This is a genomic window from Azospirillum sp. 11R-A, from assembly GCF_049472615.1.
In the GTDB taxonomy this organism is placed as follows: domain Bacteria; phylum Pseudomonadota; class Alphaproteobacteria; order Azospirillales; family Azospirillaceae; genus Azospirillum; species Azospirillum palustre.
Window position 1 is genome coordinate 1 of the sequence record NZ_JBCEBL010000033.1, and the last position, 22680, is coordinate 22680.

At 65.8% G+C, this 22680-nt stretch carries 19 protein-coding genes and 2 pseudogenes; 11 read left to right on the forward strand and 10 right to left on the reverse strand.

The window, feature by feature from the left end; all coding sequences use genetic code 11:
• Nucleotides 1-990: 990 nt before the first annotated feature.
• Together VH569_RS29980 and VH569_RS29985 are read left to right on the forward strand one after the other, a co-directional pair.
• Nucleotides 991-1785 (forward strand): hypothetical protein, encoded by a 795-nt coding sequence (locus VH569_RS29980; RefSeq protein ID WP_423320307.1) that lies wholly within the window; start codon nucleotides 991-993, stop codon nucleotides 1783-1785.
• A gap of 34 nt (nucleotides 1786-1819) precedes the next feature.
• Nucleotides 1820-2221 carry a hypothetical protein gene (locus VH569_RS29985; RefSeq protein ID WP_423320309.1) on the forward strand — a complete coding sequence of 134 codons (402 nt, stop codon included), beginning with the start codon at nucleotides 1820-1822 and terminating at the stop codon, nucleotides 2219-2221.
• Between the two features lie 241 nt (nucleotides 2222-2462).
• Here the strand turns inward: VH569_RS29985 and VH569_RS29990 are convergent, their stop codons facing one another.
• The 8 genes from VH569_RS29990 to VH569_RS30025 form a co-directional block, all read right to left on the reverse strand.
• Nucleotides 2463-2816 (reverse strand): PepSY domain-containing protein, encoded by a 354-nt coding sequence (locus VH569_RS29990; RefSeq protein ID WP_423320311.1) that lies wholly within the window; start codon nucleotides 2814-2816, stop codon nucleotides 2463-2465.
• 218 nt (nucleotides 2817-3034) lie between these two features.
• Nucleotides 3035-3667 (reverse strand): DedA family protein, encoded by a 633-nt coding sequence (locus VH569_RS29995; protein ID WP_423320312.1) that lies wholly within the window; start codon nucleotides 3665-3667, stop codon nucleotides 3035-3037.
• Nucleotides 3668-3674: 7 nt separating this feature from the next.
• Nucleotides 3675-4283 (reverse strand): undecaprenyl-diphosphatase, encoded by a 609-nt coding sequence (locus VH569_RS30000; protein ID WP_413342621.1) that lies wholly within the window; start codon nucleotides 4281-4283, stop codon nucleotides 3675-3677.
• 84 nt (nucleotides 4284-4367) lie between these two features.
• Complete coding sequence (locus tag VH569_RS30005; protein WP_423320314.1) at nucleotides 4368-5039, reverse strand: DedA family protein; 672 nt, start codon at nucleotides 5037-5039, stop codon at nucleotides 4368-4370.
• A gap of 4 nt (nucleotides 5040-5043) precedes the next feature.
• Nucleotides 5044-6459, reverse strand: coding sequence for a sensor histidine kinase (locus tag VH569_RS30010; RefSeq protein ID WP_423320316.1), 1416 nt, complete (start codon nucleotides 6457-6459; stop codon nucleotides 5044-5046).
• On the reverse strand, nucleotides 6443-7123 hold the full coding sequence (locus tag VH569_RS30015; protein WP_109074839.1) for a response regulator transcription factor: 681 nt from the start codon (nucleotides 7121-7123) through the stop codon (nucleotides 6443-6445). The genes VH569_RS30010 and VH569_RS30015 overlap by 17 nt, the downstream gene beginning before the upstream one ends.
• A 473-nt stretch (nucleotides 7124-7596) precedes the next feature.
• The gene (locus VH569_RS30020) at nucleotides 7597-8415 is read right to left on the reverse strand and encodes an AAA family ATPase (protein ID WP_423320318.1); all 819 of its coding nucleotides are present in this window, start codon (nucleotides 8413-8415) and stop codon (nucleotides 7597-7599) included.
• On the reverse strand, nucleotides 8412-9887 hold the full coding sequence (locus VH569_RS30025; RefSeq protein WP_423320319.1) for a Mu transposase C-terminal domain-containing protein: 1476 nt from the start codon (nucleotides 9885-9887) through the stop codon (nucleotides 8412-8414). The genes VH569_RS30020 and VH569_RS30025 overlap by 4 nt, the downstream gene beginning before the upstream one ends.
• A 163-nt stretch (nucleotides 9888-10050) precedes the next feature.
• Between VH569_RS30025 and VH569_RS30030 the strand changes: the two genes are divergently transcribed.
• From VH569_RS30030 to VH569_RS30040, 3 genes and pseudogenes are all read left to right on the forward strand, one after another.
• Nucleotides 10051-10617 (forward strand): recombinase family protein, encoded by a 567-nt coding sequence (locus VH569_RS30030; RefSeq protein ID WP_423320321.1) that lies wholly within the window; start codon nucleotides 10051-10053, stop codon nucleotides 10615-10617.
• Nucleotides 10618-10757: 140 nt separating this feature from the next.
• Complete coding sequence (locus VH569_RS30035) at nucleotides 10758-11336, forward strand: recombinase family protein (protein ID WP_423320323.1); 579 nt, start codon at nucleotides 10758-10760, stop codon at nucleotides 11334-11336.
• Between the two features lie 138 nt (nucleotides 11337-11474).
• Nucleotides 11475-13748: pseudogene (locus tag VH569_RS30040) on the forward strand (Tn3 family transposase); the annotation flags it as partial.
• Between the two features lie 142 nt (nucleotides 13749-13890).
• On the opposite strand, the gene VH569_RS30045 reads toward VH569_RS30040, so the two are convergent.
• The gene (locus VH569_RS30045; protein ID WP_423320325.1) at nucleotides 13891-15954 is read right to left on the reverse strand and encodes a tyrosine-type recombinase/integrase; all 2064 of its coding nucleotides are present in this window, start codon (nucleotides 15952-15954) and stop codon (nucleotides 13891-13893) included.
• The gene (locus tag VH569_RS30050; RefSeq protein ID WP_423320326.1) at nucleotides 15951-17087 is read right to left on the reverse strand and encodes a tyrosine-type recombinase/integrase; all 1137 of its coding nucleotides are present in this window, start codon (nucleotides 17085-17087) and stop codon (nucleotides 15951-15953) included. The genes VH569_RS30045 and VH569_RS30050 overlap by 4 nt, the downstream gene beginning before the upstream one ends.
• A 72-nt stretch (nucleotides 17088-17159) precedes the next feature.
• Here VH569_RS30050 and VH569_RS30055 point away from each other — a divergent pair.
• From VH569_RS30055 to copM, 6 genes and pseudogenes are all read left to right on the forward strand, one after another.
• A pseudogene (locus VH569_RS30055) lies at nucleotides 17160-17861 on the forward strand (Tn3 family transposase); the annotation flags it as partial.
• Nucleotides 17862-18090: 229 nt separating this feature from the next.
• Nucleotides 18091-18291 (forward strand): heavy-metal-associated domain-containing protein, encoded by a 201-nt coding sequence (locus tag VH569_RS30060; RefSeq protein ID WP_423320327.1) that lies wholly within the window; start codon nucleotides 18091-18093, stop codon nucleotides 18289-18291.
• Nucleotides 18292-18389: 98 nt separating this feature from the next.
• The gene (locus VH569_RS30065; protein ID WP_423320329.1) at nucleotides 18390-18716 is read left to right on the forward strand and encodes a hypothetical protein; all 327 of its coding nucleotides are present in this window, start codon (nucleotides 18390-18392) and stop codon (nucleotides 18714-18716) included.
• 186 nt (nucleotides 18717-18902) lie between these two features.
• Nucleotides 18903-21341: a heavy metal translocating P-type ATPase gene (locus VH569_RS30070; protein ID WP_423320331.1), complete on the forward strand. Its 2439-nt coding sequence runs from the start codon at nucleotides 18903-18905 to the stop codon at nucleotides 21339-21341.
• 10 nt (nucleotides 21342-21351) lie between these two features.
• Nucleotides 21352-21795 (forward strand): Cu(I)-responsive transcriptional regulator, encoded by a 444-nt coding sequence (gene cueR, locus VH569_RS30075; RefSeq protein WP_423320333.1) that lies wholly within the window; start codon nucleotides 21352-21354, stop codon nucleotides 21793-21795.
• A gap of 103 nt (nucleotides 21796-21898) precedes the next feature.
• Nucleotides 21899-22309, forward strand: a complete 411-nt coding sequence (gene copM, locus VH569_RS30080; protein WP_423320335.1) for a CopM family metallochaperone — start codon at nucleotides 21899-21901, stop codon at nucleotides 22307-22309.
• Nucleotides 22310-22680: the final 371 nt, after the last annotated feature.

Genomic DNA, 22680 nt, shown 5'->3' on the forward strand with positions numbered 1-22680 from the left:
AACCCACACCCATCAAAAAACCGCCATCATCGCGGCGTCGACGGCGTGCGCCTTCGCAACCTCCCGATGAACATCCCCGTTCAGCGGCCAAATGACGATTCACCCTGGTGCATAAAGGCGGCTAACGTTCTTGGCCAGCTTGGCGCCTGAGTGATCGGCATAGAAGCGTGCGCCAGCGGACATTTGCGGGCTCAAGAAATCAGTATGCTCGGGCATAAGGGGGACCTGATGCCGCCGCAGTAGGTGAAGCCCACCGTCAAGCGTCACAAGAACAACCGGGCAGATGCCGCGGCAATCTGCGCGGCCGTCCAGCGCCCCAGCATGCGCTTCGTGCCGATCAAAAGCGAGGACCAGCAGAGCACACTGGTCATCGATCGCGGCGGGCAAATAAGTGGTCGTTGCCACTGATCGCGAAAGGGCGCGAGTAGGAAATCCTTCAACAGGATTTCGATGACCTCTCCGTCGATTAGCCCCATTTCGGTTTGCCGCCGCTCATTTCGATGAGCCGCCACTCAGTTCGCCAGTGGGCAGCGTCGTGGCGACCGCTCCCTCATCCAGGCCGACCACCTCGGCTCGGACGCCTTTGCTCAAGCCGCCAAGTGGCTGGCGGAGCAACACCGATCCTCGTGTCGTCGACACGATCCTCCGGATAAACCCGCAGATAGACGGTCCGCCTCCCTATCTTCGAGAGTTCGAGCTGGCGTGGGCTGTGGAGGGGCAGCATCCTGAAAATGCAAATGATCCGCAACATCAGAAACGAGGCGCGCACCTCCTTCGGTCAAACATTGGGTATTTGTAGGGTTTCTGTGGGCTGCCGGTAAGGGACAAGAGGCGCCACCAGGATATCTTTTATCGGGCGGCGTATGATCCGGTGGCACTCACTTCCGACATTGGGATTTTTCAACATCGGGTCCACCGCCGGCGAACCTTGCCGACCCTAGGCTTCTTCCGAGCCGCGAAATCACCGCGAACATGCGAAGGAGCCATCCAATGCACGCGACACACGATGCACGAGCGTCCGGCACCGGTATGCTGAACAAGGTGCCGGAGGTAACGCTCATCTTCTGGATCATCAAGATCATGTCCACTACGGTGGGCGAAACCGGGGCCGACTATCTGGCCGTCCATGTCGGCCTGGGGACCGGCCTGACCGGCGGGATCATGGCCATGCTGCTGGGCGGCGCRTTGCTGCTGCAACTGCGTGCGCGGGCTTATGTGCCCTGGATCTACTGGTTGACCGTCGTTCTGGTCAGCGTCGTCGGCACCCAGATCACGGATGCGCTGACGGACGGCCTGAACGTCAGTCTCTACGTCAGCACCACGGTGTTCGCGGTGGCCCTGGCGGCGATTTTCGCCACTTGGTATGCGGCTGAACGGACCCTGTCGATCCACACCATCGTCACCAGCCGTCGCGAGGTGTTCTACTGGACGGCGATCCTCTTCACCTTCGCCCTGGGCACGGCGGCCGGCGATCTTGCGACCGAGGCGCTCCAACTCGGCTTCCGGCTCGGCGTGCTCGTCTTCGGCGGGCTGATCGCGCTTGTCACGTTGGCCTACTACCGCAGCGCCGACCCGATCCTGACCTTCTGGATCGCTTATGTGCTGACGCGGCCGCTTGGCGCATCGCTGGGCGATTTCCTGTCGCAGGCCCAGCAGTACGGTGGTCTGGGGCTCGGCACGATCATGACCAGCGCCGTCTTCCTGGTCGTCATCGTGGCCCTGGTGGCGATGGTGAGCGTCACCACCGCTCAGCATCGCAATGCATCCGTAGGCGATGAAGCCTGATCATCCTTTCCTTCATGCAAAGCAGAGATCGTCGATGAAACACTCCTGGATCGCACTCACCGCTGTTGCGCTCGTTGCCACGGGTGCCGTGGCAGTCACATATTTCATGCCGGTAGCAGGCGCGGTTTCGCAGGCCGAAGCGTCTGCCGGACTGGGCGACATCTCGGGCTTCCGCAAGATTGTCGTCGATACGGCGGCCCTGGTCGATAAAGGGGACCTTGCGGGCGCGAAGATCCGCATCAAGGATCTTGAAACGTCATGGGACGAGGCGGAAGCGGGCCTGAAGCCCCGAGCACCGAGCCAGTGGCATGCGGTCGACAACGCCATCGACGGGGCACTGTCGGCTTTGCGCGATAGCGCCCCGACGGTGGCCGCGTGCAAGAAGGCATTGACGACCCTGCTCGATACCATGGACAGCAACGGCACACATGGCTGAGTGACCATCGCGCCGATCAGCGTCTGCCGGTTTGACGGGGCTGACGACCCAATAGCCGGACATTCCGAAGGAAAGAGGCGCGGTGGGCATTCCCATCGCGCTTTTCCATGTGTCGGCGGTGGTTGTGCGGGAGGGGGCCGCCGGCATATTCGACATGCCCTCAAGGGCGCCGGAGCCGGTGCCGATCCAAAGAAAATGGCCCGGAAGTCTCCTTCCGGGCCAGACACAGACGGCATCAAGATCATTCGGCGTCGTTGTCTTCCTGTTCTTCACCATCGCCCTTTGCGACATGACGCTTCACAACACTGCCGGAGGCTGCGTCCACGACCACAGTCTCGGTCGCCTTGTCCTTGGCGACCTCGACTCCGAACGCCACCTTTCCATTATCCTGCAGGATGTCGGCAGACAGTGCCTTGCCGCCGGTTTCCTGTTCGGCGGCGGTCACCGCCTGCGACAACGAGATCTTCGCCTGCGACAGCGCCGACAGGTCACTGGCGTCTTCATGGGTCTTCTGGGCGGCCTGCGCGCCATAACCGATGCCAGCCACCAGCAGTGCCGCACAGATCGCAGACGCGGGCTTCATGACGGTCTTCATACGAATCGCTCCTGTTGCAGGGCGCCATGCCCCGGTACGGACGATCCTAGGCGGGGCTGGCTTACCAGCCTTTGGCGAGCGCTATACGGTTTGGTAAGATCGAGGCCGCGGCTTCGCCATGACCGGCGGCAGACCCTTTGGATCGGGCAACCAAGACCGGCAACTCGCCAGCGGTACGGCCCAATTCGGACCGGAGTGCCGGCAGGCAACGGGGGCGATCAACGGTTCGGCTTCGCCGGGGTGCTCAGTCGCCGCCATAGGAACCAGGCCACCGCCGCCGCCATCACGACGATCACCAGAACGTCGAAGCGATGCATCCAGTCCCTCAGCGTCGGGTCGCTGTTCCAGCGTTCTCCCAGCGCGTAGCCGACATAGGCCAGCCCGAAGCACCAGGGCCAGGAGCCGATAAAGGTGTAGAGATGGAAGCGGAGCCTCGGCATGCCGGCCATTCCGGCGGGAAGGGCGATGAAGGTCCGCACAACCGGCAACATCCGGGCCACCAGCACCGCCGGTCCGCCGAGCCGGGAGAAGAAGTGCTCCGCCAGATCGAGGTCATGCTCGTCGAGCAGGACGTAGCGGCCCCAGCGCCGGATCAGCGGCCGTCCGCCCCGCCGTCCCACCGCATAGGCGATCTCGGATCCCAGGTTGCAGCCGATGGCGCCGACGGTGGCGACCAGCATCAGGTTGAAGTGTCCTGTCGAGACGAGATAGCCGGCGAAGGGCATGATGACCTCCGACGGCAGCGGAATGCAGGCGGATTCCAGCGCCATCAGCATCGCGACGCCGGGATACCCCAGCGTCGCGATGACCGACGCGATGATCGATCCGAGTGCTTCGAGAAGATGCCCCACCACGCCCTCACCCGCGGTCCAGCGGGAACAGGGCAGCGGGCAGATGCAGCAACCGCACGGTTCCCTCGTAAAGCCGGACGATGGCCGGCGTCAGCAGTCGATCAACCAAGGGCCGGGCCGGAACGACCAGCAGCGATGCCGTGGCGGCGACCAGAAGCGCTCCAGCCATGTCCAGCGGGAAGTGAACACCGAGATAGATGCGAGCCCAGGCGACGCCGACGCCGAAGGCCATTATCCCCCAGCCCAGCCGCGGCCAGGAACCGCGCAGCAGCAGGCTGATCCCGATCGTCCACATGAAGGTCGCATGGTCACTGGGGAAGGACGAGTCGGCCGCATGCGGGATCAGCTGGTGCCCCAACCCGATCATGAAGGGGCGCGGATGCTGCCAGAAGGCGCCGATCACCGTGTTGATCAGGGCCGCCGTCAACAGGGCGCAGCCGGCGCCGACCAGGGCAGAACGCCCGTTGTGCCGTCCCCACACCCACAGCACCGCGATCAGCGCCGCCGCCAGCACCACCACGTCATCCGCCAGGAAGCGCGCCAGCAGCAGAAGCATAGCCTGCGGATCGGGCGGAGCGTTCAGCAGGAGGAACAAATGCCGATTCAGAGCTTCCATGAGCGATGTCCACTTGTTTCGATGTGATGACAGCCCCGGCAGACAGATGGGCGGTGCGGGGCGCTTCGCGCGTGACGCCGAAGGCTAGGGCTGGAGCGTTCGGGTGAGTTCGGGAGACTGGCGGTGATCGGCGAAGGCCCGGTCTGCGGCACGCTGCAGGCGTTCTTCATGACGCCGCGCATATCGCCAACCCACGACGGCGGCGACCAGGGCAATGCCGCCGGCACCGACCGCCAGGGGGCCATGATAGCGCTCCAACGCCTGCCCGAAGCTCCAGCCACCCAGACCGAACGCAATGGACCAGAGCAGTCCGCCGCAGGCATTCGCGATCAGGAAGCGCCGCCAGCACATACGATTGGCGCCGGCGAGCAGAGCGGTCAGCACCCGCAACAGCGCAACGAACCGTCCAAACAGCACGACCTTGCCCCCGTGCCGTTGGAACAGGTATTGGCCAAGCCGAAGCCGCGGTTCGGTCAGCCGCATGAGCGACCCATAGCGCATCAGCAACCGGTAGCCGTAGTGCCGGCCGATCAGGAATCCGACATTGTCCCCCACCACGGCGCCAGCAGCCGCCGCGCCGATCACGAACTCGATCCGGAAATCGGGGGAGGCCGCCGCCAGAATCGATCCGGCGATCAGCGTCGTCTCTCCCGGTAAGGGCAGACCCATGCTCTCCAGCGCAACCACACCGGCGATCAGCCAATAACCGTAACCGGTCAGAAGTTGGGGAATCAGGTCGTGGAGCGAGACAGACATTGCGTCACCTCGAATGCTGCGTCGTGACCGGGGGGCATTCCCCAGCCGGCCGGGCAGACGCGCCGTCACGGAGATTGAAGTCAAGCGAGACCCGCAGGCCCGGGCCGTTGTCCGTCACGGACACCGTCGCCTCATGACGGTCCGCGATGGCCTTCACCAGACTGAGACCAAGCCCGCTGCCATCGGTGGTGCGGCTCCGCTCCAGCCGGTAGAAGCGGCGGAAAATGCACCCGCGCTCTTCCGCCGGCACACCGGGACCGTCGTCGGCGATCGTCAGCCGCGCCACTCCTGGACCGGCGGCCAGAGCCACCTCGATCCGCGTTCCGGCCGGGGTGTGGCGAATGGCGTTCTCAACGAGATTGACGAGCATTTGGGTCAGCAATTCGCGGTCGCCCGCGACCACCGCCGGGTCGAACCGTGGACTGACCAAGACCTTGCCGTCCTCTTCGGCCGAGGGGGTGAAGGCCTCGACCACTGTCTCCACGATGACGTGAAGCTCCACCGGGTCGCGAACCGGCGGTCGAGCGCCGCCCTCGATCTGGGCGATGCGCAGCAGCGCGGCGAAGGTCTCCAGCAGCGTGTCGGTTTCCGCCAGGGCCGCGTCCACTGCGACCGCGTAGTCGTCGGTCGATGCGGCGGTTGTCCGCACCCGCTCCAGACGCTGGCGCAGCCGCGCCAACGGAGTGCGCAAATCGTGGGCGATGTCGTTGGACACCTGCCGCAACCCCTCCATCAGATCGGCGATGCGGCCGAGCATGTGGTTAAGCGTATTCGACAGCCGGTCGAGGTCGTCGCCGGTTCCCCGCACCGGGATGCGACTGGCCAAGTCACCGGCGATGATCGCTTCCGCCGTGCGCGAGATGGCATCCACCCGCTGCAGGAAAGCCACGCTCAACAGAGCACCGCCGGCGATCCCAAGCCCGAGCGTTACCAGCACCGCGACGGAAAATGCGTGGAAGATCGCCTCGTCGGCATCCTCTATCCATTCAAGATCGTCACCGACCGCCAGCAGTGTGCCGTCCGGCAACCGGACCGTCAGGGTGCGGATCCCCACGAGTTCGCTCTCGTCGCTGGGCATCCGGTGCGGTTCGATGGTACTCCAGCCCGGCTGAGGAACCGTCGTCATATCGCCGGCCAGAATGGTGCCGCCTGCATCGGCGACAAGTTCATGCAGCGCGCCGGGACGGCCAGCGGTGCGCCGCACCTCGGCAGCGAGCTGCGCCTGACCGCCGGTCTGGAATTCACCGCGGAGCCGGTCAAGATCGGCCATGATCCGGCTGTTCATCTGCTGCTCCAACGCCGCGTGGGTGGTCCAATAGACCACTCCCCCCAGGATCAGCGCCGACACCGCGAAGATGAGAGCGAAGGCGGCGGCCAGCCGGAAACTGGCGGTACGGAACAGTCTAGGCAGGGTCGTCATTCAGGGTGTATCCGGCCCCGCGTACCGTGCAGATCAACTCTCTGCTGCGGCCGCGGTCCACTTTGGCCCGCAGGCGGCTGATGTGGGTTTCTACGATGTTGGTCTTGGGATCGAAGTGGAAGTCCCAGACATGCTCCAGCAGCATCGTGCGGGTCGTCACGCGCCCGGCATTGCGCATCAGATACTCCAGCAGCTGGAACTCGCGCGGTTGCAGATCGATGGATTCGCCTCCTCGGGTCACGGAGCGTTTCAGGAGGTCCATTTCGAGGTCGGCCACCCGGAGCACCGTGGGGACGTCGTTCAGCGGCGGACGCCGCACCAGAGCATTGAGACGGGCCAGCAACTCGGCAAAGGCGAAGGGCTTGACCAGATAGTCGTCGCCTCCAGCCTCCAGCCCCTCCACCCGGTCGCCGATCCCACCGAGGGCGGTGAGCAACAGCACCGGCGTCTTCACCCCCGCACCGCGCAAGGTTTTCAGCACCGAGAGTCCATCGAGGCCTGGCAGCATCCGATCGACGACCAAAGCGTCGAACGGCTGTCCCGCGGCGAGAAGCAGGCCGTCGCGCCCGTTGCCCACGCATTCAACGCTGTGCCCCTGTTCTCGCAGACCGGTCTGGAGATAGCCCGCCGTTTCCGGATCGTCTTCAATGATCAATATYTTCATTGGCGCAGCCCCCCGATCYCTCCTCGAAATGTCCGTCTCTGATCCTCWCAGCCGGTCAAACAAGATAGTCGAAGTCGTCTTAATGGGCGGTCACTGATTCTATACGGATTTGTAACCTGGGCACCTCCCGAGGCGGATGGAATGAACAGYTCCTTCAACTTTCCCGGTATCATTTCACGAGGGACATCTGCCCCTCTATGCATGGGGCCAGAAGACGGGTTCAGCTGCAGCGATGCATGTGAAGGCCAAATCGAGATCGACGATGGCGCTGAAGGCGCCAACCGCTCCGCATGCGCGCTGCCGCCACCCTTTCCAGCGGCTTGAACGCTCGGAATCTTTGAACGTCCGGCAATATTGACCTCACGGCGAAACCGCAACGGTTGCTTGCCTCGCGAAACTCCTAAGTTTCGCGACAGGTGGGTGCCGGATTGGATCTGTGACCTTCGAAGATAAGTGGCGGTCTTTCTCCAGCGCTATGTGGCGCCGATGACGAGTGTACTCCGCGCCGCCTCGACCACATCGTCGGTGATCACCGACAGGCCGTTGATCTTCAGGATTCGCCCGATCTGGACGAACAAGCGGTGGAGCAGGCGGAAGTTACCGCCCGTGATCCGCGCGATCGAGGCCATCGCCTGGGCATCGGTGAAGTCGGCCTCGTCGAGGGCAAGTCCGAGCTGCCGCCAGTGGCGGGTGAGCACAAAGGTGAGTTCGTCGCCCTGCAAAGGACGGTAGTGGTGAGCAAAGCCGACACGGCTGTAGAGCTGCGGGTAGCGCGACAGGCGCTTTTCGATGCCCGGCATGCCGATGAGGATCACAGCCATGCCGGTTCTGTCGAAGATGTCGCGCAGGTGCTCGACTGCGGCGGTCGAGAGCCGCTCGGCCTCATCGACAATGAGCAGCTCGGCGGGATTGGCCTGGGCTCCCGTGCGGACGAGGTCATCGCGATGCAGATGTTCGTCAATGCAGACGCCCGCACGCGAGATCAGCTTGGCAATGCCGTCGCGCAACTCGCGGAACGGGCAGCAGACCGTGGGCGTGTAGAAAACAGTTCGGGTGCCGGCGATCGCTGCGTACACCTTCGCATCGGAGGGTTGGCGTGGTCCCCATTCAATAAGCAGAGGCTCGGCAACGTCCCACTTCGCGTAGCGCCGCGCCGACAAGGTCTTGCCGACGCCGGCAGGGCCGAAGCAGAGGCCGATGTAGCGGTGCTTGCGCACGGCATCGGCGAACTCGGAAAAGCGCCGGTGTTCCTTCGTCGCGATGAACGCACCCTCCCGCTCGCCGTCGGTCACGGATCATCCTCCTCGTAGACACGCAGCCGTGGCCGGGCCGATGACGCCGCCGGTCGCGGAGGCGGGGCTTGCCTCGACGGCTGGTCGTGGCGGGGCAGGAAATCGGCGACCTTTGCCACACGTTCGTTGATCGCCGTACGCAAGGACCGGCGATGGGCACGTCGCGCCGCCTGGATGTCCTTGAGCGTCACCACCTCCCCAGCGTGTTCCTCGCTCACCGCGCGGCAGAGGAAGGCGTTGCGGTGGAAGAGCCGGACTTCGGACAGGTCGCGTGGGTCGTAGCGGACGGTAACCGCCTCGCCGACGAAGCCTGCGAGCGTCGGGGCGACGTAGCGCAGTCCTTGGAAGCGGACGCCGTCGCGCCGTACGCGGCGCGGCTCAGCATGCAGGATCAGCAGGAGGTCAAGATCCTCGAGGCTGTCGGGAAGGCAGGGCAGGAAGCCCTCGCCGCGCCACGCGTCGAGGGGCGTCTCGCCGATCTCGCCGTGAATCCGGGTATGATAGGTGCCGGCGATAAAGGCGCCGACCTCGCGGTCGAGCCGCGCCAGCGACAGCGTCGGGGTCGAGGCGGGCTTCCCCTTGACAAGGTGCCCAGGCAACTCGGGCAACAGCTCGGTGTTGATGGTGCCGAACAGGCGCTCGACCTTGCCCCGACCCTGCGGGCGGCCGACGGCGGAGTAGACGACCCGGAACCGCAGGTCCGCCGCCACCCGGTCAAGGTGCCGGCTGGTGAAATCGCTTCCGTGGTCGACGTAGAGGACGTCCGGCACGCCGCAGACCGGCCAGGCGGGGTCGGCCTTGCGCCAGATTGCCTGACGGAGCGCAAGGCACGTGTTGAGCACGCAAGGCGCGCCGAGGAACACCAGGTACCCGGCGACCGCGCGGGAGCGGTCGTCGATTACGGTGGTGAGCCACGGCCGCGCCGGCTTCCCGTCCTCGTCGAGGACGAGAACGTCGAGCAGCGTGTGGTCGGCTTGCCAGAGCGCGTTGGGCGTCTCGGCACGGTGCCGATGGATCAGCTCGTAACGGTCGCAGTAGGCGGCTGGTCCGTCCAGCGCGAGCGTCACCATCGCCGGGTCCAGGCTTGCGAGGATGGCGTGGACCGTGCCGTAGGACGGCGCGCGCCATCCCTGCGCCGCGGCGACGTCGCAGACCCGACGGTGGATGGTGGCGGCCGACAGTCGCGGCCGTTTCAACCCCATGCCCTCGATCAACGTGACGAGTTCGTCGGGCGCGCGACGCGCGCCGGCATCGCTGCGGCCACGACGCGCGAGGCTGGCCAGCCCGTCCCGGCGGTAACGGGCGAGCCAACGCTGCGCCGTTCGCAGCGGCACGCCAGCGTCAGCCGCCGCGCGCGCCAGGGGAACGCCGTCCTCGAGATGAGGCCGCAAGGCGGCGAAGCGCGCCATCGCCTGCGCCTGGCCCTCCTCGTTTAGGGCCGCGAACGAGGCCGTCGTCCTCTCCGGAGCCATGGCCGTCTCCCGAAACCGGCGCTCCCCCGCCGTCCGCAAGGGGATCGCTCAACGGACGGTGCGCACCGTGCCGACCATGCCGCTCGGATCACGGAGCTTCCCGTCTCATTGAAATGGTACGATGATCCTATCATTGAAGGGGCCCTTATCGTACGCTTCGGCCATGTCCGCGATCACCATCGGTTATGCCCGCTGCTCGACCGACAAGCAGGACCTCGCTGCCCAACGGGCAGCGCTTGAGCGCCTCGGCGTACCACCCGAGCGCATCTACACCGACCATGGACTGACCGGCACGAACCGGGCCCGGCCGGGGCTCGACCAGGCGCTCGCCGCCGTGCGCGCCGGCGATACGCTCGTTGTGCCGAAGCTTGACCGGCTGGCGCGCTCGGTTCCCGACGCGCGCGCCATCGCCGATGAGCTGGTCGCCCGTGGCGTCAAGCTTGCGCTCGGCTCGAGCGTCTACGACCCGGCGGATCCCCTGGGGAAGATGTTCTTCAACATCCTCGCCACGTTTGCCGAGTTCGAGGCCGACCTCATCCGCCTGCGCACGCGCGAGGGGATGGCGATCGCTCGCGCCCGCGGCAAACTCCGCGGCAAACAGCCCAAGCTCTCCGAAAAGCAGCAGCGCGAGCTGCGCCGTATGCACGACACCGGTGAGTACTCGATTAGCGATTTAGCCGAGTTGTTCTCGGTCTCGCGCCCGACCGTCTACCGCACCCTCGCCCGGTAGCTACGTCATCGGCGCCACATAGCGCTGGAGAAAGGCCGCCACTTATCGTCGAAGGTCACAGGATCCCTGGGGCTTTTGATGTTGCAAAAGTCTATCGCAAAAGGAAAGAGTTCTGCGATGACTTTTGCGACGGATGCCCCATGCTCATCGGCTATGCGCGCGTCTCCACGGACGACCAGGATCTTTCGCAGCAGCGGGCGTCCCTACAGACGGCCGGCTGTCGCCGGATCTATGAGGAAAAGGCCTCCGGGGCAAAGCGCGACCGGCCACAGCTTGCCCGGCTGATCGACCAGCTCCGGGCCGATGACATTGTGACGGTCACGCGCCTCGACAGGCTTGCCCGGTCGACCCGCGATCTTCTCGATATTGCGGAGCAACTCCAGGGAGCCGGTGCTGGTCTCCGGTCGCTCGCGGAGCCATGGGCCGACACCACCTCGCCAGCCGGCCGGATGGTCCTGACCGTGTTCGCCGGCATCGCCGAGTTCGAGCGTTCCCTGATCGCCGAGCGGACTGGCACGGGGCGCGTGGCTGCCAAAGCGCGCGGTGTGCGGTTCGGCCGACCACCGAAGTTGACCGCTGACCAGATCGCTCTCGCTCGACGCCTAGTCGATGAAGGGCGGTCTCCCCGCGAGGCAGCCAGAATTCTCAATGTCCATGCATCGACGCTGTACCGGGCATTTGCCCTTCAAACTCCCAAGGGTACTGCCTCCGGTTCTTGATCGGTCCTATGACAGTTTCCTGTTCTGCCGCTACCCGGACCAAGACCGGAAGTGGCGTTTGGGTCAGCTCACTCCGTGACACCCGCAGACACGCATCACTATTCTCTCCCGAAAACGAGGTAATGGGAGATTGGAAATATGGCGCGCCGGCGACTGCTGACCGAGGACCAGTGGGCAAGGCTCCTGGCGGTGCCGGACGACGAACGCGCGATGGTGCGCCACTATACGCTCAGCAGGGACGATCTCGACATCATCACCCTCCGGCGCACGACGCACACCCGCCTGGGCTGCGCCATTCTGCTCTGCTATCTCCATCATCCTGGGCGGATTCCCGGGCCGGACGAGCGCCCGCCCATCGCGCTGCTGGCGTTCGTCGCCCGGCAGGTGGGCGCCGAGCCCGACGATTTCATCGCCTACAGTCGACGTGACCAGAACCGGCGCGAGCAGGTTGCCACGATCATGGCACGGACCGGCCACCGTGCCTTTGATCGAACCCTCTTTCGCGACCTCGCGGCCTGGCTGACCTCCAAGGCACAGATCGCACGGGACCCGATCATTCTGGCGACCACCCTGATCGATGAGTTCCGGCGCCGTCGCATTCTGATCCCTTCGGCAGCGATCCTGGAACTGATGCTCCATCAGGCTCGTGGCCGGGCCGAACGGGTTCTGCATCGTGCCCTTGTCGATGGTATCGACCAGCGCACAATCGACGCGCTGGACCGATTGCTGACCCTGCGGGCCGACACCGAAGCGACGATGCTCGCTTGGTTGCGCCGTGTGCCGGCGGCCCCCACCGCCCGCAACATGCTGGCGGTCATTGAGCGCCTTTCCGCCTTGAAGGAACTCGGCATCGACCGGTCGTTGCGCGGACGCGTGCCGGAGGTCGCGTTCGAGCGGCTTGCGGCCGAAGGCCTGCGGATGACGCCGCAGCATCTTCAGGATCTGGCGACGTCGCGTCGGCGTGCTGTGCTCGCAGCTACCGCGATCCGGCTGGAGATGGATCTGACCGACGTTACCCTGTCGATGTTCGACAAGCTGATCGGCAGTCTGGCACGGAAGGCCGAGCGCCGGACGGCGGAAAACACCCTGCGTTCCGTTCGCGATACCCAGATCCAACTGCGGGTGCTGCTGACCGCGTGCAAGGCGGTGATCGGCGCGCGGGAGGCCGGCGCCGATCCCTACGAGGCCGTCGACCAAGGAGTCGGCTGGTTCCGCTTCATGAAATGCGTCACCGACAGCGAAGCCCTGGCGAAGCCGGAGATCGCTGACCCGCGCACCGAGATGCTTGGCCGCTACGCCACCGTTCGAGCCTTTGCCCCCACGCTCCTCAATCGCTTCAGCTTTCTCGGCAGTCAATCGGTGACGCCGTTGCTGCGGGCGCTCGACACCATTCGGGTCATGTACGCCGCCGGGCGCCGTACTCTGCCTGAGAAGCCACCGACCGGCTTCATCCGACGCTCCTGGCGCCCCTTCGTCATCAAGAAGGAGGGCATCGACCGGAAAGCTTACGAAATCTGCGCATTGTCCGAACTGCGTGACCGGTTGCGGGCAGGCGACGTCTGGGTGGAGGGGAGCCGCCAGTACCGGGATTTCGAGAGCTGCCTCATGCCGCGTCCGACCTTCGATATCCTTTGCGAGGAGGGGGCGTTGCCCGTGGCCGTTCCACGCAGCGCCGACGGCCACCTTGCTGGAAGAGGCGCGGAACTCGACCGGATCGTTGCCGAAGTGGCGGACCTTGCCGAGGAGGGGTTGCTTGAAGATGTCGACCTGTCCGACGGCGAACTCCGCGTCACACCGATCCGGGACACGACCCCACCAGAGGCCGAAGACCTTGGCCGCCGAGCTTACGATCTCATGCCACGGGTCAAGATCACCGACCTTCTGCAGGAGGTGGATGGCTGGACCGACTTCTCCGGCTGCTTCACGCACCAACGGAGTGGCCGACCCGCCGACGACCGGGCGGCGGCGTTGACCGCTGTCCTGGCTGACGGCATCAACCTCGGCCTGTCACGGATGTCGGAAGCCTGCCGGGGATCATCCATGCGGCAACTGGCCTGGATGCACGACTGGCACGTCCGCGACGACACCTACATGGTGGCGCTCGCCCGCATCATCGACACGCACCGAGCCTTGCCGTTGGCTGCCGTCTGGGGTGACGGCCGCACGTCATCCTCCGATGGGCAGTTCTACCGTGCTGGCGGACGCGGCGAAGCTGTCGGCGATGTAAATGCCCATCATGGGAACGAGCCGGGCATCGCCTTCTACACCCACGTCTCCGATCAATACGGCCCCTTCCACACAAAGGTGATCGCAGCGACTGCCAGCGAGGCACCCCACGTCATCGACGGCCTTCTCCATCACCAGAGCGGTTTGGACATCGAGGAGCACTACACGGACACCGGAGGCGCGAGCGTTACATGGACAGTCAAGAGGGAACTGGAGGCGGCTGTCCGGATAGTCCACAGAGGGGCCCCGTGCGCCGCGAAGCGCTCCTCAAGCAGCTGGCGGAGCGGCGCACGGGGGGTTGCTGTGGACCCATCCGGTCAGCCGCCGGTCAGCCTTGAGGTGGCGGATCAATCGGCTCGCCCAACTCGCCGAGCAGCCCCTCGATCCTGGCCACAACGGCGCGGTGGCGGTCCACCTCCCGGGGCCATCCCCGGCAGCGCGCATCCTCGACCAAGGCCATCTCGACGTGCCGCCGCTCCCGTAGCCGGCCGACGTAGGCCGGCGTTGTCACGAACCGCGCGCAGGTCAGGTAGAGGTCGCACTCGCACGGCCCCTCGGAGGGCAGCCGCAGGCAGTGTCCCAACTCCAGTTCGGTCTTCAGGAAGTTGAGCTTGAGCCAGTCCACGGCCTCATCCGACAGCCGGCCCGCGCGCAGCGCTTCGACACCGGGGCCGGCGATGACGGCGCCCGGGCCCAGCACGGACCGGTAATCGCGCAGAACCTCCGGGTCGCTGATCCGCGCATACACCATCGACATCGCGGGGCTCTGGTGGCCCAGGATGCTCATGATCGTGTGCAGGCGGGCCCCCTTCTCCGCCAGCTCAGTGCCGACGGTGTGCCGGAACCGGTGCGCCGACACGGTGCCTCGGCCTCGGGCATCGACCAGTCCGGCCTCACGGCAGGCAGCCTGCAAGGCCGTCTCGAACAAGTAGTGCAACGACAAACGCCGCCCGTTCATCACGAACAGGTAGCGCACGCCAAGGCCGGTGACCTCGTCGGTGCAGGGCCGATCCGGACGGCCATCCCGCAGCGCCTGCACCACCCGGATCGCCTCGGCCGCCTCGTCGTGCAGGGGCACAATGCGCTCACGCAACGTTTTGCCGGCCGGCAGCCGCAGCCGCGCTGTCCCGTCGGGGTAGCGGTCAAGGCAGTCAATGGCGAGGCGACGCACCTCCGCCCGCCGCGCGCCGGACCAGCGCGCCACGAGTAGGGCGGCGCGTTGATACACGCACGTCATGGACCGGATGGCCACCATGAGCCGCGCCAGCTCGTCGGCAGGGATGTACCGGGGGATGCGCTCCGCTGCCCGAGGATAGTCACGCCGGTCGACCAGTTGCCGGGGCGGAGCGCCCTCCCAGCCCCAGGCGGCCGTCTGCCGGCAAAACTGCGCCAGAGCGCCTGTCCGGTCGCGACGGGTGTTGGGCGCCAGAATGCGTCCCGTCGTTGGCCGGATCTCCGTCGCCATCCGGTGCATGAAGCCCTGCGCGTGGTCGCGGGTCACCGCGCCGAAGTCCTGCACCTCCGGCACGGTCTCCGCCAGATAATGCAGGAAATGCCGCATGCCGACGGACAGGTGATAGACCGTGGACGGGTTGTCGGTCAGCCGGCGCACCTCCAGCCAGCGCTCGACCAAGGCCAGCATGGCCGCTTGCGGCGGCGCGGGAGCCGCGTAGCCCGGCATCGCCTTGCGCGGCTCGGCTGCAGCCTGGCCGCGGTGGTAAAGGATCATTCGCAGTCGGCCGAGGTGGGTCACCCAGGCCTTGGCGGGCGACACCCGGAACCGCTCTGCGGAGCCCCAGAACTCGCCGACGTCCGGCCGAGCGCCGAATTCCCGGATGGCCGCCATCAGCGCATCCACATGGTCGTCCGAAACCGCGGCGGCCCCGCGGGCCCCGAAGCACAGGGCGATGCGCGCCATCGCCCAGGCTAAGCTGAGCTTGGCGCCGAACCGTTCCAGTCCGTGGGCAGCAGCCTCCGCCGCAAGCAATTCGATTCCCAGGTCGATCCCGAGCGACGCCGCCACTTGGACGGCCCGGAGGTCGCCGATGGCCAACAGCCAGGGCGGATCGAGCCGGATCCGATCCGTGAGTGCCAGATAGTACAGATAGCTGCGCGCCGCGTAGCTGTTGATGCGGACGGCGTCGCCCTGGTGCCGGGCCGGCAATCGGGCGACGCGCACCCCCATGGGCGCCGCGAACCAGTCCGCGAGTTCCGGCCAAAACCGCTCGAACCGGCGTCGGATCGCGATGCGTTGGCGTTTGACCATGGGCGCCAGCGGCAGCCCGTGGATGTAAGCCACGTACTCGGCATCGTCACAGTGCCTCGGCGGAAAGACGGGGGCAACGCGATCACGGGCGTGCATCGCCGCCGCCGGAACGGGTCCGGCCCTCATGGGACCTCCCGATCAAGCCCGACGGCCCGGCGATACTCCGCGACGACGGCGGCATCGGACACCCGGGTGTAGATGCGCGTCGACACCGGTGAGGCATGTCCCAGCCGGCGCTGCAGCGCCAGTTCGCGCATCCCACCCTCCCACATGCGTGTGGCGTGTGTGTGGCGCAGCGCGTGCGGAGTGACCCAGGCCTCGCGGATGCCGGCGCGCGCTGCTGCCCGGGCGAAAAGCTTGGCCAGCGCCGCGTAGCTCAGCGGCTCCAGTCGGCGTCGGCCGTGGCCACCGACTAAGAACAGGTAGGGAGAGTCCGCCTCAACCGGCCTCTCAGACATCATGTAGTCGGCGACGGCGGCGAGGGTCTCCGGTTCGTGCAGGTCGACAACGCGCTCCGTGCGCGATTTCGGCCGCACACCCTTGGGGTGCTCGGTATCGTGCCGTATCACCACCCGGCGCCGGCCGTAGGCGACGTCCGCGACCCGCAGCGCCAATGCCTCGCCCGGGCGCAGGCCCCCGTCCAACATGAGCCTGACCAGGGCAAGGTCCCGCTTGCAGCGCAGGCAGCCGACCAGCGCCGCCACCTGCTCGGGCTCGAGCGGGCGGGGCAACCGGAGCGCCGTCCTCACCCGCATGCCGCGCCGGATCGGCGAGCGCCGCGCGATGCCATCCAGGAACGGCCGATGGCGGTCCGTCACCGGAACGGCGTTCTTGTGCTCCCCGCACGCCAGCGGGTTGGGGCCATCGAGACGCCCCGCGACGATGGCGAACTCGTAAAGCGAGGCCGCCGCAGCAAGCGCCCGGTTGATAGCCGCAGCAGACAGGCCCAGCACGCGATCACCGCCCGCCGCAAGCAAGGACGGCTCGGCGCGCCGCCTCCGGCGAACCGCGACGCTGCGCAGATGGGCGAGCAGACCGATCGCATCGGGGGGCAGCATCCGGTTCCAGGGCAGACCCGAGGCTTCCAGGAAGGTCCAGAGGTGGCGCAGGTCGAAGGCGTAGGCGGCTACCGTGTTGGGTGAACAACCCCGGGCGAGCAGGTGGGCGAGGAAATCCTGGACGATCGGCACCGGCTCACCCGCTGCCGAGACCAAGCGATACCGCACCGACTGCCCCTCCGTGCGCTCGATCCTGGCCATAGATGCCCCCTGTGTCCGATGTCGTCACAAGAACGCTCGAAAGGCTCCTTGGAGCCAAATGTCCATATAATGTCCGATCACGTTTTCGGCCTATGTGCCCTGCTCGGATTCCGTTTCGCCCCGCGTATCCGCGATTTGAAGGACCGGAGGCTTTACCTGCTGCCCGGTCGGGAGGCACCCGCCATTCTGCGGCCCTTGGTTGGCGGAACCATCGACATCGAGCACCTCGCGGCCAATTGGACGGAGTTGTTGCGGCTGGCGACCTCGATCCGCTCGGGCACCGCGACGGCCTCCACCATGCTGCGGCGGCTCTCGGCTTACCCGCGCCAGAATGGCTTGGCCCTGGCTCTGCGAGAACTCGGCCGTATCGAGCGGACCGCGTTCACCTTACAGTGGCTGCGTGATCCCGCCCTCCGCCGGCGCGCCAACGCCGGCCTCAACAAGGGAGAGGCTCGGAACGCCCTGGCCAGGGCAATCTTCTTCAACCGCCTGGGTGAGATGCGCGATCGCAGCTTCGAGAACCAGGTCTTCCGGGCATCGGGGCTGAACCTGCTGGTGTCCGCTATCATCCTGTGGAACACACGCTATCTCGAAGCTGCCTTCGCCGAACTGGCAAGCCAAGGGCATGGCGTAACCTCCGAATTGATGCGGCATGTGGCGCCTCTGGGATGGGAGCATATCGGCCTCACCGGTGACTATGTCTGGGGGGCCGACCCTCTTCCGGAAACCGGTCTCAGGCCGTTGCGGAGATTGCAGTCCTTGCTTGCAGCATGAGTTCCCAGTCCGTTCTCACATCCCGGACAATCTGATCACTTTCGTGTAGTGACCCCAATTCCGGGTCGGTGCTCGCCTCACCGGTGGTTACGAGCAGTACCGATCCAGGTCAGACTCTGAACCTCCAAGTCCTTTACCCTCGGTCGCCCTCAAGCGCCGTGAGTTGGATATTGACCTTCCAGCGATAGGAAGCCGGAAACTGGGGGTATCCGCTAACCAGGAGGACACCATGCTGAAGTTCAAAGTCGATGGAATGACCTGCGGTCACTGCGCCCAGACCGTCACGAAAGCTGTGGAGGCTCTGCCACGGGTCGAACGCGCGGTCGTGGACCTGAAGGCCGGTGAGGTGACCGTCCAGGGCGATGCCGACGAAGGCGCCGTCAGGCAGGCCATCGAGGACGCCGGTTACGACGTCCGCAACGCCGCGTGATACCGAGGACCGGGAGCGGCCAGGAAGCTGCTCCCGGGACCGTCGCCGATCACCGGGATCTCACTGGAACTATATCCACCCTTGGAAAGGAGAGGACGATGATGTTTGGTCACGGTTTGCGCGCCAGTTCGCTAGCTGCCCTGATGCTTGGGCTCGCCGCCTGCGCCGGTGGCACCGGGGAGGCGTCCAGGACGACCACGTCGGGACGCCAGGGAGGCATGACGAGTCAGTCGGGCATGAAACATTCTGAGATGGGCCAGATGGACCACGCCCAGATGATGCAGCACTGCCGGGACATGATGCAGGGCAGCAGTGGTTCGATGGCCTCGGGAACCATGGGTCAGATGGACCACGCCCAGATGATGCAGCACTGCCAGGCCATGATGGGCCAGACGAACCAGAGCGGTGCGCCGGCGAGAAGGTAGCATCGCCCGCTACGATCTCGCGGTTTGGGCGCCACATGCTTCCGGTGATGCGGAAGCAATCTGTGGAGTTCTCGGCTGAATCCATGCAGACGGACGTGCCGAATCCGCCGCTGCCGATTCCCCCCTTGACCTTCCAATGACTGGAAGGACCATCTCCATGGTCAGCTAAGGATGAAGGAGCCAACCATGGCTGATGCAGTTGCAAGAGAATGGACGGGACCGCAGGAGTTGGCCGCGTCGGAGATCGACATCACCGTCGGCGGGATGACCTGTGCGTCCTGCGTTGCCCGGGTCGAGAGGGCCATCCGCAAGGTGCCGGGCGTAGCGGACGTATCGGTGAACCTGGCAACAGAGAAGGCACGCATCTCCTTCGCCGATTCAGTTCCGAACACCCTGGGCGTTGTCGAGGCGATCGAGAAGGCGGGCTACGAACCCGCGACCACTGAGTTTGACCTCCGCGTCGAGGGTATGACCTGCGCGTCTTGCGTTGGTCGGGTCGAGAAGGCGCTGAGGAAGGTGCCCGGTGTCTCCGATGCGGCCCTGAACCTCGCGACTGAGCGTGCCCATGTCACCGGTCATGGCATCGACTCCTCGACCCTGGCGGCTGCCATCGAAAAGGCGGGTTACCAAGCCAGACCCGCCACCGAGGGCACCACCACGGCGTCGGACGAGGCGCAAGACCGCAGCCGCAAAGAGCTCCAGCACGTCTTCATCGGCGCGGTGCTGTCGCTGCCGCTGGTGGTCGGTATGGTCGGCGACCTGCTTGGCTACGATGTCATGCCGCCAGGCTGGCTCCAGTTCCTGCTGGCAACTCCGGTGCAGTTCTGGCTTGGATGGCGTTTCTACAGGGCCGCCTACAGAGCCGTCCGGGCAGGCGCCGGGAATATGGACCTCCTGGTCGCCATTGGCACGACGGCGTCATGGGGCGTTAGCATCTACATGCTCCTGACCGCGCATCCGGGGCATGGAATGCCGCACCTCTACTTCGAGGGCTCGGCGGTCCTGATCACCTTTGTGCTGCTTGGGAAATGGCTGGAAACCCGTGCCAAGGGCCAGACCGCGGTCGCCATCCGTGCCCTGATGAGCCTGCGGCCGGATACCGCCCGCGTTCGTCGCGGCGCCGCCGAGATCGAGGTGCCGGTTGGCCAAGTGAGGCGGGGCGACCTCGTGGTTGTGCGGCCCGGCGAGCGCATACCGGTCGATGGCCGGGTTGTCGAGGGCACTGGCAGTGTCGACGAGAGCATGCTGACGGGCGAGCCGCTGCCGGTTGAGAAGGCCGCAGGGGCCAAGGTCACCGGAGGCTCCATCAATGTCGATGGCCTGCTGATGGTCGAGACGACCGCCGTAGGTGCCGAGACCATGCTGGCAAAGATCGTCCGGATGGTGGAGGGCGCGCAAGCGTCCAAGGCCCCCATCCAGCGTACCGTTGACCGCGTCAGCGCCATCTTCGTGCCGGTGGTCCTGCTCATCGCCATCGTTACATTCGTGGCTTGGTGGGGCTTCACCGGCAACGTGGAGGCAGCCATCGTGACGGCTGTCTCCGTCCTGGTTATTGCCTGCCCCTGCGCGCTCGGCCTGGCCACGCCGACCTCGATCATGGTCGGCACCGGTGCGGCCGCGCGGCATGGCATCCTCATCAAGGACGCCGAGGCGCTCGAGCGGGCGCACGCCGTCACGACCGTGGCCTTCGACAAGACCGGGACGCTGACCGAGGGCAAGCCGATGGTGACAAATGTGTCCCCGGCAGCCGATCAACTCCGCACAGAGGTTCTGCGTTTGGCGGCTACCCTACAGCAGGGCAGTGAGCATCCGCTCGCCCGGTCCATGCGCAAGCGTACCAGCGTGGAAGGCATCACGGCTGCGGCCTTGAGTGATTTCAAGGCGCTCCCAGGGCGCGGGATTTCCGGCATCGTGGAGGGCCGGACTCCTCAACTCGGCTCAAGAAGGCTGGCTGCGGAGAATGGTCATGCCGAACACGCCCTGGAGGTCTCTGCTGCCGACTGGGAGAAGTCTGGGCAGACGGTCTCCTGGCTGTTCGAGTTGGCGCCGGAGCGGCGTGTGCTGGGCATCGTGGGGTTCGGTGACACGGTGAAAGAGGCGGCTCGCAAGGCTGTCCAGAAGCTGCACGAGCAAGGCATTGAGGCCGTCATGGTCACCGGCGACAGCAAAGGCGCCGCCAATGCCGTCGCCCGGGAGCTTGGCATCGACCGGGTGTTCGCCGAGGTGCTGCCCGGAGACAAGGCGGAGGTCGTGGCGAGCCTGAAGCGCGAGGGCAAGGTTGTGGCCATGGTTGGCGACGGCATCAACGATGCTCCGGCCCTGGCCTCGGCCGATGTCGGCATCGCCATGGGCACCGGCACGGATGTGGCCATGGCGACGGCCGGGGTGACCCTGATGCGTGGTAACCCGGTTCTGGTCGGCGGGGCCGTGGACGTCTCCCGGCGGACCTATGCCAAGATCAAGCAGGGCCTGTTCTGGGCCTTCGCCTACAACGTCATCAGCATCCCGCTCGCCGCCCTCGGGTACCTGAGCCCTGTGCTGGCGGGGGCCGCCATGGCGCTGAGCTCCGTCAGCGTTGTCTTGAATGCGCTTACGCTCCGCGGCTGGAAGCCCAGGGGCATCTGAGGAGAACGCCATGAACATCGGTCAGGCTTCTAAGGCGTCTGGCGTCGGCGCCAAGCTCATCCGGTACTACGAGTCCATCGGCCTCATCCCGGAGGCGGGCCGCACCGCCTCGGGCTACCGGGTTTACACGGCGCAGGAGGTGAATGTCCTGCGGTTCATCAAGCGGGCCCGTACGCTCGGCTTCTCCATTGAACGCATCCAGCACCTCGTTGGCTTGTGGGGGGACAAGGAGCGCGCAAGCTCCGAGGTGAAGCGGATCGCCCTGGATCACGTCGCCGAGTTGGAGGCGAAGATCGCCGAGATGCGGGCGATGGCGGACACGCTTCACGAGCTTGCCGAGGCGTGCCATGGCGACCAGCGGCCGGATTGCTCCATTCTGCGCGACTTGGAAAAGTCCGGCCTTGCCTGCAGCGGTGTCCAGCGCACCCTCGAGCCGGCAGCGGATGGTGGCTGACCCCTGCTGAATTCGCGGCAACAATACCGGGACGGCCCGGTTAACCGTTCTACGGCAGCCTAACTGCGCGATGTCCGGCTGCCCTGACAAGGAGGACATTTCCATGTTGTCGAACACTTCGCTCCGCATTGCCGTTCCGTTGGCGACGGCAATTCTCCTCGCGGCTGGCCCGTCCCTCGGGCAGAAGTCTCAGGGCATGATGGATCACAGCCAGGGCGGCATGCAGCACGAGATGCCGAAGACCCCGGCGTCGGAGGCGTACATGAAGACCATGGACAATATGAACCAGTCCATGATGGCACAGCCAATGACCGGTGATGCCGACCATGACTTCGCGTCGATGATGCGGGCGCACCATCAAGCCGCCGTCGACATGGCCAAGGTGGAGATCCAGTACGGGAAGGATGCCGAGATGACGAAGCTGGCCAAGAAGGTCGTCGAGGATCAGGCCAAGGAGATCAGGCAGCTGGACAAGTGGCTCGAGCGCCATCCTCCCCAACAGGCACAGCGGTAAGGGTCCGGCCCAGCTGGCGCGTTTCCGCGTGGCGCGCCGCATGCCGACACCCGCGAGAAGGTGACGGTCGCCCGCAACCCATCTTCCGGACGGTTCAGGAGGACGACGTCGCCGCCGTGCCCCGCGGACGACGAACCGGGCGAGGGTCAGGCCAAGGCCGAATGCCGCCACTCCAGTGAACTCAAGCACGACGTTCCGCTTCCAGTGCACGGTGGCCATTACGCGGCGGGATTGAATCGGACCTGCGGCGGGTCGGCCCCATCGGAAGTTCCCTCCACGAAGAACATCCACACCTTGCTGATCTTCGCGGCTTCCCTGGTTCTCCTGTCCGGGGCCGCGAGCGCTGGTGCGCCGACGAGCTCTGCAGACCG

Coding starts and splice junctions, on each gene's coding strand:
- VH569_RS30005 (WP_423320314.1), bottom strand. CDS start 5,039: ATGTCTGTCTCGCTCCACGACCTGATTCCCCAACTTCTGACCGGTTAC.
- cueR (WP_423320333.1), top strand. CDS start 21,352: ATGAACATCGGTCAGGCTTCTAAGGCGTCTGGCGTCGGCGCCAAGCTC.
- VH569_RS29990 (WP_423320311.1), bottom strand. CDS start 2,816: ATGAAGACCGTCATGAAGCCCGCGTCTGCGATCTGTGCGGCACTGCTG.
- copM (WP_423320335.1), top strand. CDS start 21,899: ATGTTGTCGAACACTTCGCTCCGCATTGCCGTTCCGTTGGCGACGGCA.
- VH569_RS30030 (WP_423320321.1), top strand. CDS start 10,051: ATGTCCGCGATCACCATCGGTTATGCCCGCTGCTCGACCGACAAGCAG.
- VH569_RS30070 (WP_423320331.1), top strand. CDS start 18,903: ATGGCTGATGCAGTTGCAAGAGAATGGACGGGACCGCAGGAGTTGGCC.
- VH569_RS30050 (WP_423320326.1), bottom strand. CDS start 17,087: ATGGCCAGGATCGAGCGCACGGAGGGGCAGTCGGTGCGGTATCGCTTG.
- VH569_RS30010 (WP_423320316.1), bottom strand. CDS start 6,459: ATGACGACCCTGCCTAGACTGTTCCGTACCGCCAGTTTCCGGCTGGCC.
- VH569_RS30060 (WP_423320327.1), top strand. CDS start 18,091: ATGCTGAAGTTCAAAGTCGATGGAATGACCTGCGGTCACTGCGCCCAG.
- VH569_RS30065 (WP_423320329.1), top strand. CDS start 18,390: ATGATGTTTGGTCACGGTTTGCGCGCCAGTTCGCTAGCTGCCCTGATG.
- VH569_RS30045 (WP_423320325.1), bottom strand. CDS start 15,954: ATGAGGGCCGGACCCGTTCCGGCGGCGGCGATGCACGCCCGTGATCGC.
- VH569_RS30035 (WP_423320323.1), top strand. CDS start 10,758: ATGCTCATCGGCTATGCGCGCGTCTCCACGGACGACCAGGATCTTTCG.
- VH569_RS30000 (WP_413342621.1), bottom strand. CDS start 4,283: ATGGAAGCTCTGAATCGGCATTTGTTCCTCCTGCTGAACGCTCCGCCC.
- VH569_RS30025 (WP_423320319.1), bottom strand. CDS start 9,887: ATGGCTCCGGAGAGGACGACGGCCTCGTTCGCGGCCCTAAACGAGGAG.
- VH569_RS29985 (WP_423320309.1), top strand. CDS start 1,820: ATGAAACACTCCTGGATCGCACTCACCGCTGTTGCGCTCGTTGCCACG.